This window comes from Streptomyces sp. NPDC041135 (assembly GCF_055592085.1).
Window position 1 is genome coordinate 194,597 of the sequence record NZ_JBVIYZ010000006.1, and the last position, 12,886, is coordinate 207,482.

13 protein-coding genes are annotated in these 12,886 nt (G+C 73.2%); 4 read left to right on the forward strand and 9 right to left on the reverse strand.

What is annotated here, in order from left to right:
* Positions 1 to 59 precede the first annotated feature (59 nt).
* Positions 60 to 812, forward strand: a complete 753-nt coding sequence (locus tag ACZ6CZ_RS16635; RefSeq protein ID WP_469020959.1) for a DUF6227 family protein — start codon at positions 60 to 62, stop codon at positions 810 to 812.
* A gap of 19 nt (positions 813 to 831) precedes the next feature.
* Here the strand turns inward: ACZ6CZ_RS16635 and ACZ6CZ_RS16640 are convergent, their stop codons facing one another.
* From ACZ6CZ_RS16640 to ACZ6CZ_RS16665, 6 genes are all read right to left on the reverse strand, one after another.
* Positions 832 to 1,086 carry a hypothetical protein gene (locus ACZ6CZ_RS16640; protein WP_469020962.1) on the reverse strand — a complete coding sequence of 85 codons (255 nt, stop codon included), beginning with the start codon at positions 1,084 to 1,086 and terminating at the stop codon, positions 832 to 834.
* Positions 1,087 to 1,219: 133 nt separating this feature from the next.
* The gene (locus ACZ6CZ_RS16645) at positions 1,220 to 3,340 is read right to left on the reverse strand and encodes a PTS fructose transporter subunit IIABC (RefSeq protein ID WP_469020964.1); all 2,121 of its coding nucleotides are present in this window, start codon (positions 3,338 to 3,340) and stop codon (positions 1,220 to 1,222) included.
* Positions 3,337 to 3,588, reverse strand: a complete 252-nt coding sequence (locus tag ACZ6CZ_RS16650) for a hypothetical protein (RefSeq protein ID WP_469020965.1) — start codon at positions 3,586 to 3,588, stop codon at positions 3,337 to 3,339. The genes ACZ6CZ_RS16645 and ACZ6CZ_RS16650 overlap by 4 nt, the downstream gene beginning before the upstream one ends.
* Entirely contained in the window at positions 3,585 to 4,532 is a 948-nt protein-coding gene (gene pfkB, locus ACZ6CZ_RS16655; RefSeq protein ID WP_469020968.1) for a 1-phosphofructokinase, read from the reverse strand. The genes ACZ6CZ_RS16650 and pfkB overlap by 4 nt, the downstream gene beginning before the upstream one ends.
* On the reverse strand, positions 4,529 to 5,290 hold the full coding sequence (locus ACZ6CZ_RS16660; RefSeq protein WP_469020970.1) for a DeoR/GlpR family DNA-binding transcription regulator: 762 nt from the start codon (positions 5,288 to 5,290) through the stop codon (positions 4,529 to 4,531). The genes pfkB and ACZ6CZ_RS16660 overlap by 4 nt, the downstream gene beginning before the upstream one ends.
* Positions 5,291 to 5,585: 295 nt before the next feature.
* A complete protein-coding gene (locus ACZ6CZ_RS16665) occupies positions 5,586 to 7,112 on the reverse strand; it encodes an MFS transporter (protein WP_469020972.1) in 1,527 nt (508 codons plus the stop codon).
* A gap of 62 nt (positions 7,113 to 7,174) precedes the next feature.
* Between ACZ6CZ_RS16665 and ACZ6CZ_RS16670 the strand changes: the two genes are divergently transcribed.
* Positions 7,175 to 8,140 (forward strand): helix-turn-helix transcriptional regulator, encoded by a 966-nt coding sequence (locus tag ACZ6CZ_RS16670; protein ID WP_469020975.1) that lies wholly within the window; start codon positions 7,175 to 7,177, stop codon positions 8,138 to 8,140.
* An 89-nt stretch (positions 8,141 to 8,229) separates the two neighbouring features.
* Here ACZ6CZ_RS16670 and ACZ6CZ_RS16675 read toward each other — a convergent pair whose 3' ends face one another.
* Both ACZ6CZ_RS16675 and ACZ6CZ_RS16680 read right to left on the reverse strand, forming a co-directional pair.
* Positions 8,230 to 8,844, reverse strand: a complete 615-nt coding sequence (locus tag ACZ6CZ_RS16675) for a TetR/AcrR family transcriptional regulator (RefSeq protein WP_469021637.1) — start codon at positions 8,842 to 8,844, stop codon at positions 8,230 to 8,232.
* 727 nt (positions 8,845 to 9,571) lie between these two features.
* On the reverse strand, positions 9,572 to 10,570 hold the full coding sequence (locus ACZ6CZ_RS16680) for a sigma-70 family RNA polymerase sigma factor (protein ID WP_469020978.1): 999 nt from the start codon (positions 10,568 to 10,570) through the stop codon (positions 9,572 to 9,574).
* Between the two features lie 194 nt (positions 10,571 to 10,764).
* Between ACZ6CZ_RS16680 and ACZ6CZ_RS16685 the strand changes: the two genes are divergently transcribed.
* Entirely contained in the window at positions 10,765 to 11,283 is a 519-nt protein-coding gene (locus ACZ6CZ_RS16685) for a GNAT family N-acetyltransferase (protein WP_469020981.1), read from the forward strand.
* Between the two features lie 88 nt (positions 11,284 to 11,371).
* Here the strand turns inward: ACZ6CZ_RS16685 and ACZ6CZ_RS16690 are convergent, their stop codons facing one another.
* Positions 11,372 to 12,163 carry a dioxygenase family protein gene (locus ACZ6CZ_RS16690; protein WP_469020984.1) on the reverse strand — a complete coding sequence of 264 codons (792 nt, stop codon included), beginning with the start codon at positions 12,161 to 12,163 and terminating at the stop codon, positions 11,372 to 11,374.
* A gap of 116 nt (positions 12,164 to 12,279) precedes the next feature.
* On the opposite strand from ACZ6CZ_RS16690, the gene ACZ6CZ_RS16695 reads away from it, so the two are divergent.
* The gene (locus ACZ6CZ_RS16695) at positions 12,280 to 12,789 is read left to right on the forward strand and encodes a MarR family winged helix-turn-helix transcriptional regulator (protein ID WP_469020987.1); all 510 of its coding nucleotides are present in this window, start codon (positions 12,280 to 12,282) and stop codon (positions 12,787 to 12,789) included.
* Positions 12,790 to 12,886 lie beyond the last annotated feature (97 nt).

Here is a 12,886-nt window from a genome sequence, read left to right on the forward strand (position 1 = left end):
CGACCTAGGGGCTACGGTATGCACCCACCAGGTGACATGCAGCGACGCCAGGAGACACCTTGAGCGTTCCGTACGAGACGGCAGCGTACGAACCAGCCGAGTCGCCGGAGTCTCCGGAGGAGCATCTCGCGCGACTCCTCGGCCGCGCCCTGAACTCCTTCGAACTGCCCGACGAGGCCTTAAGACAGCTGGACTGCGCGCTGGCGCACGACAGTTCACTGCACTCCGCCCATCACAGCGCGGGGCTGCACCGGGAGACGTACCGGCACACCTGGCTGCTCGCCGACGGTTCGGCGGTCACCCTGTGGGAGCTGGTGCACAACACCGCGCCGGGCAGCGAACCGCAGCACGAGATCTACGTCGACGAGGAGGAGCTGCGCGCGGCCACCGGCCGGCTGCCGCTGCCGCCGGACACCCCCGAGTTCGAACTGCCGGTACTGATGCAGCTGTCGTCGGTCCCCGAGCCGCGGCACACGTACCTGACCGACGACTCGGCGGACCACGCGCGGCGGCTGCTGCGCCGCGCGGAGAACGCCGACCGGCCCGGCGCGGACACCGCCGCGCTGGTGGCGACGGCCGTGGCGCACCAGATCACCCAGGCGTTCGGGCGCCCGGGGCGGGCCGGCCGTGGCGGGCTGACCTTCTCCCTGTACGAGCACGCCTTCCTGCTCGCCGACGGCACGGAGCTGTCCCTGTGGGAGGTCGAGCACACGGCGACCCCCGACGGGCGGCACATGTGCGAGGTCTACACGCGGCAGGAGGCGGCCCGGGAGGCGATGGAGCGCCGGGCCGCCGGACAGGTCCGGCCCTAGGCTCAGCGGCCGGGCCGGGTCAGCGGTCGCCGATCCGGCGGACCAGGCCCGCGAAGGCGTCCCGTTCCGCCGGGGTCAGTTCGACGCTCTCCCACGGGGGCCCCGCCTGGCGCTGGCGCGGGATCACCGGGAGGGCGTGGGCCATGCGACCGGGGGCGGGACGGGGGCGGCGCAGCAGGCGGGTCAGTCGCGTCAGGCCGATCACCCAGGCAGCGGCCGCCAGCGTGAGGACGGCCGCTCCGGTCAGCTGGAGAGTCGTGACGTGCTGAGGCATACGTCCCAGTACACACCACGGTCCGGGACTTCGGTCCCGGACCGTGACGTATCTCCCAGGCCGCCCGAACACCTCACAGGGCGTCAATCGGACATCGTCCGACGCGCCGTCAGGTGCCGGCGGCGGCGCACCGTCAGGCGGCGACCGGCTGCTTCGCCCCCTTCGCCCCCTTGGCCGTCGTGGCCGGGTCGGCCGCCGGCCCGGTCGCCGTGGACTCGGGGGACGTCCTGCGCATGCCCTTCAGCAGGACGACCAGCGCCGTCGTGACGCACACGCCCGCCGCGATGGCCACCAGGTACAGGACGGCGTTGCCGATCAGCGGGACGACGAAGATGCCGCCGTGCGGGGCGCGCAGCGTGGCACCGAAGGTCATCGACAGGGCGCCGGTGACCGCGCCGCCGGCCATCGCGGACGGGATGACGCGCAGCGGGTCCGCCGCCGCGAAGGGGATCGCGCCCTCGGTGATGAAGGAGGCGCCCAGGACCCAGGCGGCCTTGCCGTTCTCCCGCTCGGCGGCGGTGAAGAGCCGGCCGCGCACGGTCGTGGCCAGCGCCATCGACAGCGGCGGGACCATGCCGGCCGCCATGACCGCCGCCATGATCCGCATCGCGGACTGGCTGGGGTCGGCGATCGCGATACCGGCCGTGGCGAAGGTGTAGGCGACCTTGTTGACCGGGCCGCCGAGGTCGAAGCACATCATCAGGCCGAGCAGGGCGCCCAGCAGGACCGCGTTGCTGCCGGTGAGGCCGCCCAGCCAGTCGGTCAGCGCCTTCTGCGCCGAGGCGATGGGCTTGCCGATCACCACCAGCATCAGGAAGCCCACGATCGCCGAGGAGATCAGCGGGATGACCACCACCGGCATGATGCCGCGCAGGACGGGCGGGATGCGGACCTTCTGGATCGCCATCACCACGCCACCGGCGATCAGACCGGCGGCCAGTCCGCCGAGGAAGCCGGCGTTGATGTTCAGGGCGATCGCGCCGCCGACGAACCCGGGGACGAGGCCGGGCCGGTCCGCCATGCCGTAGGCGATGTAGCCGGCCAGGACCGGGACGAGGAACTTGAAGGCCACGCCGCCGATCTGGAAGAGCAGGGCGCCCCAGCTGTCGGCCTGGGTCCACAGGAAGTGGTCCATCACCGAGGGCGCCTTGTCGACCTGCCAGCCGCCGATCGCGAAGCCGAGGGCGATGAGCAGACCGCCGGCGGCGACGAACGGCACCATGTAGCTGACGCCGGACATCAGCCAGGTGCGCAGCCGGGTGCCGTAGCCCTCGGTGGGGTCACCGGAGCGTTCCACCGGGGTGGGCGCCGCGCCGGAGGTCGTCTCGCCGCGCTCCGCCTTGCCCCTGACCTCGGTGATCAGCTCGCTCGCGCGGTTGATGCCCGCCTTCACGCCGACCTCGACGGTCGGCTTCCCGGCGAAGCGCTCCTTGTCGCGCACGGGCACGTCGTGCGCGAAGATCACGCCGTCCGCCGCCGCGATCACCGCCGGGTCGAGCCGGGTGAAACCGGCCGAGCCCTGCGTCTCCACGACGACCTCGATGCCCGCCTCACGGCCCGCGTTCTCCAGCGACTCCGCCGCCATGTAGGTGTGGGCGATGCCGGTGGGGCAGGAGGTGACGGCGACGACCCGGAAGGGACGCTCACCGCCGGCCTCGGCCACGACAGCCTCCTCCCCGGCCTGCTCGGGTACGGCCTGTTCAGGCACGGCCTGCCCGGGTGCGGCCTGCCCGGGTGCGGCCGCAGGTACGGCGGGTTGCGGCGAGGGCACCGGTTCCGATACGGCGGGGCCGGGTGCGGGCGCCGTGGGAGGCGCGTCGCCGCGGATCAGCGCGGCCGCCGCCCCCGGGGTGTCCGCGGACCGCAGCGCCGCGGTGAACTCCGCGTTCATCAGCTGCCGGGCCAGCGACGACAGGATCGTCAGATGGGCGTCGTCGGCCCCGGCGGGGGCGGCGATCAGGAAGATCAGGTCGGCGGGGCCGTCCGGCGCGCCGAAGTCGATCCCGGCGCCGCTGCGCCCGAAGGCGAGCGTCGGCTCGGTGACGTGGGCGCTGCGGCAGTGCGGGATGCCGATGCCGCCGTCGAGACCGGTCGGCATCTGGGCCTCGCGGGCGGCCACGTCGGCGAGGAAGCCGTCCAGGTCGGTCACCCGGCCCAGGGCCACCATGCGTTCGGCGAGGGCCCGCGCCGCCGCTTCCTTGGTGTCGGCGGACAGGTCGAGGTCGACCAGGTCCGCGGTGATCATGTCGCTCATCGCGGGCTCCTTCGCACGCGTATCGCCCGGGGTGCGGGGCGGGTGGGGACGGTGTCGCCGACGGAACGGGAGTCGGTGACGGGGCGGGGATCGGTCGCGGGGCGGTCCGGGGTGCGGAGGTGGTCGTCGGGGAGGGGGACGGTCACCGGGAGGACCACCGGGAAGGGCAGCGGAACGGGGCCGTGGGTGTGGGGGTGCGGCGGGCCGGCCGTACCGGGAGCGTCGTCGCGGGAGTGGTGGGGGTTCATGGGGCCGGCTCCGTCAGTTCGCGGTCCAGGGGGACCTCGGCGGTGACCGTCACGGCGGCCGGGTTCAGGTCGGCGGGGGCCGGCATGACGCTGCCGGGCAGCCGGACGGCGGCGGCGCCGTGGGCGACGGCGGAGGCGAGGGCCCGCGGGCCGCTGCCGCCGGCGATCAGGAAGCCGGCCAGCGAGGCGTCACCGGCGCCGACGTTGCTGCGCACGGCGTCCACGCGTGCGGTGCCGAACCAGGCGCCCGCGCCGTCGACGAGGAGCTGTCCGTCCCCGCCCAGGCTCGCGAGCACGGCGCGCGCGCCCCGCTCCCGCAGTTCCTCGGCCGCCTTCAACGCGTCGCCCACGGTCGCCAGGGGGCGCCCGACGGCCTGCGCCAGTTCCTCGGCGTTGGGCTTCACCACGTCGGGCCGCGCGCGCAGCGCCTCCAGCAGCGCGCGCCCGGAGGTGTCCAGCGCGATGCGTGCGCCCCCGGCATGCGCCCGGGCGACCACATCGGCGTACCAGGCCGGTTCGAGCCCCCCGGGCAGGCTTCCGCAGCACGCGATCCAGTCGGCGTCGCGCGACTGTTCGCGTACGGCGTCCAGGAGCAGTTCCCGTTCGCGCGGCGACAGGTGCGGACCGGGCGCGTTGATCTTGGTGAGGACCCCGTCCGTCTCCGCGAGCGCGATGTTGGAGCGGGTGGCCCCGGCGACCGGGACCGGGACGACCGCGATGCCTTGGGCGGCGAGCAGGTCGGCGACCAGCCCTCCCGGCGCACCGCCCAGCGGCAGGACGGCGACCGTGCGGCGGCCGGCGGCGGCCACGGCGCGGGAGACGTTGACGCCCTTGCCGCCGGGGTCCATGCGCTCACCGGAGGCGCGGACGACCTCGCCGCGGGTCAGCGAAGGGACCTCGTAGGTGCGGTCCAGGGACGGGTTGGGGGTGACGGTGAGGATCATGCGCACACCACCTCCGTGCCGCCGCGTCGGATGGCGGCGGCGTCCTCGGCGCTCAGTCCGCTGTCGGTGATCAGCACGTCCACGTCGCCCAGGTCGCCGAAGCGGGCGAAGTGCTCCTGGCCGTGCTTGGCGGAGTCGGCGAGGAGGACGACGCGGCGGGCGGCGGCGACCGCGGCCCGCTTGACCGCGGCCTCGGCGAGGTCGGGGGTGGTCAGGCCGTGTGCGACGGAGAAGCCGTTGGCCGCGACGAGCAGCACGTCGGCGCGGATCTCGCCGTACGCGCGCAGCGCCCAGGCGTCCACGGCGGCGCGCGTGCGGTGCCGTACGCGCCCCCCGACCAGGTGCAGCTGGATGCCCGGGTGGTCGGCGAGGCGGGCGGCGATGGGCAGGGAGTGGGTGACGACGGTGAGGGAGGCGTCCAGCGGGATCGCCGCGGCGACCCGGGCCACGGTCGTACCGGCGTCCATGACCACCGTGCCCTCGGCCGGCAGCTCGGCGAGGGCGGCCTTGGCGATGCGGTCCTTCTCGTCGGCGGCCGTGGACTCGCGTTCGGCGAGGTCCGGCTCGAAGTCGAGGCGTCCGGCCGGTATGGCACCGCCGTGCACCCGGCGGACGAGCCCGGCCCGGTCGAGGGCCTTCAGGTCGCGGCGGATCGTCTCCGCGGTGACCTGGAACTCCTCGGCCAGTGACAGGACGTCCACCCGGCCGCCGTCCCGGGCGAGCCGGAGGATCTCCTGCTGCCGCTCCGGTGCGTACATGTCCGCTGTGCCTCCATCGTGATGCCCGAATGTGTTGATTTATCCGGAGCCTACGCCTCACGTTCGTCGGAGTAAACACTTTCAGGCACATTTCGGGCATGAACGGGCGTCAGTGGGCGTGAAACAGACATGCGAAACGGGCACGGGAGAGGACATCCGAAACGCATACGCGAAACGGGCATGCGAAGGGCCCGGCACCCCACGGGTACCGGGCCCAGCCGCCGCACACATTCCTCCGCGCCACCCGTGGTGGGGGCACCACATGGCTGCCGGAGCCGCCACATGGCTGCCGCGGCTAGGGAACCAGCACCGGCTCCTCATCGGCCGACTGCTCCGGGGTCGCGTCCTCCGCGCCCTCCAGGTGCAGCGCGGGGCGCTTCGGCAGCGCGAACATCAGCAGGAAGATGACGCCCATCACCGCGGCCACCCACCACAGCGCGTGCTGGAAGGCGTGCACGAAGGCGGGGCCCACCTCGGCGCGGGTCAGCCGGTCGCCGATCACCCCGAAGAACACCACCGACACCAGTCCGAGCCCGAGCGCGTTGCCCATCTGCTGCACGGTGTTGATCAGCCCGGACGCGGACCCGGCGTGCTCGCGCGGCACCTCCGAGAGCACCGCGTCGGTCAGCGGGGCCACGATCAGGCCCATGCCGGCGCCCATGACCACCAGCGGCAGCGCCATCTGCCAGGAGGCGATGCCGAGGCCGTAGCGGTGCGCCTCGGCGATGTAGACCAGCACGCCGAGCCCCATGATCAGCGCGCCCGCCTGGAGCACCTTCCGCCCGAAGCGCGGGACCAGCTTCTGCACCGACATACCGGCGGCCACGGACACCGCGATCGAGAACGGCACACCGGTCAGCCCGGCCCGCAGCGGGCTCCAGCCGAGGCCCATCTGCATGTACAGCGTCCAGACCAGGAAGAACACGCCGAGCGCGACGCCGAAGACCGTCTGCACGGCGATGCCCGCCGCGAAGCTCTTCACCCGGAACAGCGACAGCTCGACCAGCGGGGACCCGTCCCGGGACGCCTTGCGCCGCTCGTACGCCACCAGACCCGCGAAGACGACCACGGAGCCCGCCATGGAGAGGTGTCCCCACAGCGGCCAGCCCAGCTCGCGCCCCCGGGTGAGCGGGTACAGCAGCATCAGCAGGCCCAGGGTCACCAGGGCGACGCCCACCAGGTCCAGTTTCAGCGCGCGCGGCGCCTTGGACTCGGTGATGAAGCGGCGGCCGAGGAGGTAGGCGACGATGCCGACCGGCAGGTTGATCAGGAAGATCGGGCGCCACTCCAGGCCGAAGAGGTTCCACTCGGTCAGCAGGGCGCCCAGCAGCGGGCCGGAGACCGCGCCGAGGCCCACGATCGCGCCGAACAGGCCGAACACCTTGCCGCGCTCGTGCGCGGGAAACGTCGCGTGCACGATCGACAGCACCTGCGGCACCATCATCGCCGCCATGCCGCCCTGGAGGATGCGGGAGGCGACCAGCATCTCCGGGTTCGCGGCGAAGCCGCACAGGGCGGAGGCCAGGGTGAACCCGCCGATGCCCAGGAGGAACAGCCGCCGGCGGCCGTGGATGTCGCCGAGGCGGCCGCCGGTGATCAGGCCCGCGGCGAAAGCGAGGGCGTAGCCGGCGGTGATCCACTGGATCTGGCTGAAGGAGGCGCCCGCGTCCCGCTGTATCGAGGGGATCGCGATGTTCACGATCGTCACGTCGACGAGGTCCATGAAGGCCGCGGCCATCACGATCGCGAGGGCGAACCATCGCCGGCGGTCGCCCGCGGCGGCGGCCGGCGCGCTCAGGGTGGTGGGTTCCGTGGAGGTCATGACCTCACGGTAGGGCTTCAGTAGGTCAGATCGTGTCCTACATGTGCGGCATCCTCGACGGTATGACGACGGACACCCCGGCCCGGCTCCTGCACCTGCTCTCCCTCCTGCAGACACCCCGCGAGTGGCCCGGCGGCGAGCTGGCCGACCGGCTCGGGGTGTCCCGCCGCACCGTGCGCCGGGACGTCGACCGGCTGCGGGAGCTGGGGTATCCCGTGCAGGCGTCCATGGGCGCGGACGGCGGCTACCGGCTGGTGGCGGGAAAGGCCATGCCCCCGCTGGTCCTCGACGACGAGGAGGCGGTGGCGATCGCGGTCGGCCTGCGGGCGGGTGCCGGGCACGCGGTGGAGGGCGTGGACGAGGCCGCGGTCCGGGCGCTGGCGAAGCTGGAGCAGGTCCTGCCCGCCCGGCTGCGCCACCGGGTGTCGACGCTTCAGGCCGCGACCACCCCGCTGACCAGCGGCGACGGGGCGAGTATCGCGCCGGAGACCCTGACCGTGATGGCGTCGACGGTCGCGGGGCACGAACGGCTGCGGTTCGCGTACCGCTCCAAGGACGGCAGCGAGTCGCGGCGCCTGACCGAGCCCTACCGGCTGGTGTCGACGGGCCGGCGCTGGTACCTCGTCGCCTACGACCTCGACCGGGGCGACTGGCGGACGTTCCGGGTGGACCGGGTGAGCGAGCCGTCCGCCACCGGCGCGCGGTTCTCCCCGCGCGAGGTCCCGGGCGGCAGCGCGGCCGCCTACCTGCGGCGCTCGTTGCAGCAGGGGCAGGAGACCTACCGCTTCGAGGTCCGGTTCGCGGCGCCCGCCGATCTGATCGCCGGCCGCCTGCGCGGCGGGCACGAGGCACCGCGGGACGACGGGACGGGGGGCTGTGTGGTGCGGGGGACCACGGGCGAGCCGGTGGAGTGGCTGGCGGTCCGGCTCGCGATGACGGGCTACGACTTCCGCGTCCGGGAGTCCCCCGAACTCGCCGCGTGCGTACGGGACCTGGGCGCCCGGCTGAGCCGGGCGGGGGGTGCGTGAGCGCGGCGGACGCGTGCGGGCGGCGGCCCCCTGAGAGCGACCGGAGGTCGGCCCCGGCCGAGAACGACCGGAGGTCGGACCCGGCCGGGTCAGGCCGGCCGGCGCACCTCGCTCCACTCGAAGCCGCGCAGCGCCTCCAGGTTGCGCAGGGCCAGGGCGGCCGGGCCCTGCGGACCGGCGGGCGGGGCCGAGGTCGTGGACCAGGACTCGACGGCGACGCGGACCGCCGCCGCGACGACCGCCGCCGCGAACCGGAGCTGGGGGGTGACCGGCACGGTGGCGGCAACGTTGTCGTCGCCTCCGGCACCGAGCCGCGCCGCCAGGATCTCCGCCAGGTGCGCCTCCTCCGTCTGGCACACCTCCGCCCACACCTTGCGCAGGGCGGGACTGCTGTCGGCGAGGCGGATCAGGGTGCGCACCCACTCCCAGGAGGCGGCCGAGACCCCGGCGCCCGGGGTGAGCGTGTGGCGGACGGCGTGTTCCAGGGCCTCGTGAAGGGCGAGCGGGGCGGGTGCCTGCCGTACCGCTTCCGACCAGCGCTGGGCGCCGGCCGCGTAGAGCGGGGCCACCGCCTCCTCCTTGGTGGCGAAGTAGCGGTAGAAGGTGCGCGGGGCGATTCCGGCGGCCTGGGCGATGTCCTCGGCGCGGGTGGCCCGCAGGCCCTGCCGGACGAACAGGCCCGCCGCGGCCCGGGCGATCTCCATCCGGGTCTCCGCCTTCCGCCGCTCGGTGAGGGACACGGCCGGGGACGCGGCGGGGGACGCCACGGGAGGCGGGGATGCCGCTGCCACTGCTGCCGCCGAGGACAGTATGGCCTGATCAGGGGTGGTGTGGGGGGTGTGCGGGGTACTCACGTCGGCAGGTTATGCCCATGTGGCAGAATCTGCCATCCGGCGGGCCACCCCGGGGTTCAGGTACGGGGTGGCCCGCCGCTCCAGTGCCCGGCGGGCCCCGGAACCGGGCCGGCCGCGGGTGCGTTCGCGAGCAGGAAAGAGCCGAGCCTCAGCGCCTGGGGGGAGAGGCGCCGAAGCCCGGCTCTGGAAGGTCCCGGCGCCGGGGGGGTGGTGCGTCGGGACGTGGCTGTGGGGGCCGAACGGTAAGACGGTCGAACGGCGAGGCGGTCGGACGGGGCCGAGCGGATCGCAGCCCGGGTGAGGGCTGACCCGGACGACCCGCACGGGCGGGGCGGCGGGACGCACTGAGCCGGAAGCGCGCACGGGCCCCGCACGGGCTCAGGTCCGGGTCCCCGCGGGAACCCGGCCCGGTCCGGTGCGGTGCTCCGACCGGCCGTCCGGTGCCCCGGCCGGCCGGAATCCCGGGCCCGCAAGGGTTTTTCCCTGGGCCCGAGGCGTTGAAGCGGCGTTACACAGCCATGTTTTGCGCTGTCTTGCGCCACCCGGCGTGCGCGGTCGGCAGGCGGACCGGCGCCGGTCACGCCGCGGCGTCGAACCCGGTGTCGCGGGCCAGCTTCTTCAGTTCGAGCAGCGCGTGCTTCTCGATCTGGCGGATGCGCTCACGCGTCAGACCGTGCTCCTTGCCGACCTCCGTCAGCGTGCGCTCCCGGCCGTCCTCGATGCCGTACCGCATCTTGATGATGGACGCGGTGCGCTGGTCGAGGCGGCCGATCAGGTCGTCCAGCTCCTCACTGCGCAGCAGGGTCAGCACGGACTGCTCCGGGGAGACCGCGGAGGTGTCCTCCAGGAGGTCGCCGAACTGCGTCTCGCCCTCGTCGTCGACCGACATGTTCAGCGAGACCGGGTCACGGGCCCAGTCGAGCACGTCGGTGACGCGCTCCGGCGTCGAACCCAGCTCGGTGGCGATCTCGGCGGGCTCCGGGTCGCGGCCGTTCTCCCGGTTGAACTCGCGCTGGACGCGGCGGATGCGGCCCAGCTCCTCCACCAGGTGGACGGGGAGGCGGATCGTGCGGGACTGGTCCGCTATGGACCGGGTGATCGCCTGGCGGATCCACCAGGTGGCGTACGTCGAGAACTTGAACCCCTTGCGGTAGTCGAACTTCTCGACCGCACGCACCAGGCCGGCGTTGCCCTCCTGGATCAGGTCGAGCAGCGGCAGGCCGCTGCGCGGGTAGCGCCGGGCGACCGCCACGACCAGCCGGAGGTTGGAGCGGATGAAGACGTCCTTGGCGCGCTCACCGGCGGCGGCCAGTGCCTCGAGCTCCTCGCGGGTGGCGTCGGTGACCGACTTCTCGTACCCGTCGAGGACCTGCTGCGCGAACACACCCGCTTCTATGGTCTGCGACAGCTCGACCTCCTTGGCGGCGTCGAGCAGCGGTGTCCGCGCGATCTCGTCGAGATACATGCCGACCAGATCGCGGTCGGCGATCTCGCCGCCATGGGCGCGAACACTGCTTGCCGAGTCGGCCGTCTCGCCGGTGGCGGACTGACGACGGGCGACGGCACGGGTTGCCATGCGTGCTCCCTTGCTCTGGTGGGCTTGCGGGTGGTCCTGACGAACGCTCGGCACTCCTGTCGGGACTCAGTGAGGACTCTCTTCGAGTGCCCTGCATCCGAAGGAAACAACGACTGGAATCAGGACAGAATTCCCAACCCACCCCGCGAATCTTCTGATCATGCAGTACCCTGTCGCGCCCGGGGGGAGGTCCGATGGCGGCAGGGTCGGCAGAGGTGCAGGTCAGGCCAGGGGTCGAAGCGGACCTCGGCGCCCTCACGGACCTCTACAACCACTACGTGCGTGAGACGGCCATCACCTTCGACACCGCCGTCTTCACCCCCGAGGAGCGCCGCCCGTGGCTGCTCTCCCACCCGGAAGACGGCCCGTACCGCCTGATGGTTGCCGTGGCGGCCGACTCCCAGGAGATCCTGGGGTACGCCACGTCCAGCCCCTACCGCGCGAAGGCGGCCTACGGCACCTCGGTGGAGACCACGGTGTACGTCGCCCCGCACGCCGGACGCCGGGGCGTCGGCACGCTTCTCTACGACGCCCTCTTCGCGGCCCTGTCGGGCGAGGACCTGCACCGCGCCTACGCCGGTGTCGCGCAGCCCAACGAGGCCTCCACGCGGCTGCACGAGCGGTTCGGTTTCCGCTACGTCGGCACGTACCGCGAGGTGGGCCGCAAGTTCGGCCGCTACTGGGACGTGGCCTGGTACGAGAAGGAGCTGTGAGCCGGTCGCGCCGGTGGCGTTCGCGTGATCAGGGGCGTGTGCAGGTGGGTGATCAGGGGCGTGCTCGGCAGCAGGCTCAGGAGCAGGCTCAGCCGAACTGCACCGACCGCTTCGCCATGCCCATCCAGAACCCGTTGATCACGGACTTCTGCCCGTCCAGCTCGCCGCCCGCCTCCGCCGCCCCCATGGCGACGAAGAGGGGGGCGAAGTGCTCGGTGCGCGGGTGGGCGTAACGGCCGGCCGGGGCCTTGTCGAGGAAGGCCAGCAGGGAGTCCCAGTCCCGGTCCTCCAGGGCCCGGCGGCCCCAGTCGTCGAACTCGGAGGACCAGCTGGGCACACCGGCACCGACGTGACGCAGGGCGGCCAGGTTGTGGGTGAAGAAGCCCGAGCCGATGATCAGGACGCCCTCGTCGCGCAGCGGGGCGAGCCGGCGGCCGATCTCCATCAGGCGCACCGGGTCCAGGGTGGGCATGGAGATCTGCAGGACGGGGATGTCGGCGGCCGGGAACATCTCGACGAGGGGCACGTAGGCGCCGTGGTCGAGGCCGCGGTCGGGGATGTCCTGGACCGGGGTGCCGGGGGCGCGCAGCAGCTTGCGGACGGAGTCGGCGAGCGCGGGGGCGCCGGGGGCCGCGTAGCGCACCTGGTAGTAGTGCTCGGGGAAGCCCCAGAAGTCGTAGACGAGCGGGACGGTGCGCAGGGCGCCGAGGGCGAGCGGGGCCTCCTCCCAGTGGGCGGAGACGACGAGGATCGCCGTGGGGCGCGGCAGGGCGGCGGACCAGGCGGCGAGCTGGCCCGGCCAGACGGCGTCGTCGGCGAGCGGCGGGGCGCCGTGGCTGAGGTAGAGGGCGGGCATGCGCCCCTGGGTGGCGGCGGACATGACGGCGACTCCCTCCGGTACGGCTCTCGAGTGATTACTTAAACTCTCAAGCTTCACGCCACACACTACGTCTTACTTGTTTAAAGTTCAAGGAGTGGTCTCGTAGAGTGGGATACATGAACACGGCACCGAACTCCGCCGACGGGCATCGCTGGCTGACCGAGGAAGAACAGCGCGTCTGGCGCTCCTACCTGCACGCCACCACCCTCCTCGAGGACCACCTCGACCGGCAGCTCCAGCGCGACGCGGGCATGCCGCACATCTACTACGGCCTTCTCGTCGGACTCGCCGAGGCCCCGCGCCGCCGGCTGCGGATGACCGAGCTGGCCATGAACGCGAAGATCACCCGCTCCCGGCTGTCGCACGCCGTCGCCCGCCTGGAGAAGAACGGCTGGGTACGCCGCGAGGACTGCCCCTCCGACAAGCGGGGCCAGTTCGCGGTGCTCACCGACGAGGGCGCCGAGGTGCTGCGGCGTACCGCGCCGGGCCATGTGTCCGCCGTACGGCAGGCGCTGTTCGAGCGGCTGTCCGAGGACCAGCAGAAGACCCTCGGCGAGATCATGGAGATCGTCGCCGAGGGTCTTCAGCCCGCCGAGGCGGGCGCGGACCTGCCCTGGCTCCGTTGAGCCGTTCCCCCGGGGAGCCGGGGACGGGTCCGGGGACCGTACGGAACGGGACGTCCCTTCCCCGTCGCGTACGGAAGGAGGGGTACCGGAGGGGTGC

Coding starts and splice junctions, on each gene's coding strand:
- ACZ6CZ_RS16640 (WP_469020962.1), bottom strand. CDS start 1,086: ATGCCTCAGCACGTCACGACTCTCCAGCTGACCGGAGCGGCCGTCCTC.
- ACZ6CZ_RS16645 (WP_469020964.1), bottom strand. CDS start 3,340: ATGAGCGACATGATCACCGCGGACCTGGTCGACCTCGACCTGTCCGCC.
- ACZ6CZ_RS16650 (WP_469020965.1), bottom strand. CDS start 3,588: ATGAACCCCCACCACTCCCGCGACGACGCTCCCGGTACGGCCGGCCCG.
- pfkB (WP_469020968.1), bottom strand. CDS start 4,532: ATGATCCTCACCGTCACCCCCAACCCGTCCCTGGACCGCACCTACGAG.
- ACZ6CZ_RS16660 (WP_469020970.1), bottom strand. CDS start 5,290: ATGTACGCACCGGAGCGGCAGCAGGAGATCCTCCGGCTCGCCCGGGAC.
- ACZ6CZ_RS16665 (WP_469020972.1), bottom strand. CDS start 7,112: ATGACCTCCACGGAACCCACCACCCTGAGCGCGCCGGCCGCCGCCGCG.
- ACZ6CZ_RS16670 (WP_469020975.1), top strand. CDS start 7,175: ATGACGACGGACACCCCGGCCCGGCTCCTGCACCTGCTCTCCCTCCTG.
- ACZ6CZ_RS16675 (WP_469021637.1), bottom strand. CDS start 8,844: ATGGAGATCGCCCGGGCCGCGGCGGGCCTGTTCGTCCGGCAGGGCCTG.
- ACZ6CZ_RS16680 (WP_469020978.1), bottom strand. CDS start 10,570: ATGGCAACCCGTGCCGTCGCCCGTCGTCAGTCCGCCACCGGCGAGACG.
- ACZ6CZ_RS16685 (WP_469020981.1), top strand. CDS start 10,765: ATGGCGGCAGGGTCGGCAGAGGTGCAGGTCAGGCCAGGGGTCGAAGCG.
- ACZ6CZ_RS16690 (WP_469020984.1), bottom strand. CDS start 12,163: ATGTCCGCCGCCACCCAGGGGCGCATGCCCGCCCTCTACCTCAGCCAC.
- ACZ6CZ_RS16695 (WP_469020987.1), top strand. CDS start 12,280: ATGAACACGGCACCGAACTCCGCCGACGGGCATCGCTGGCTGACCGAG.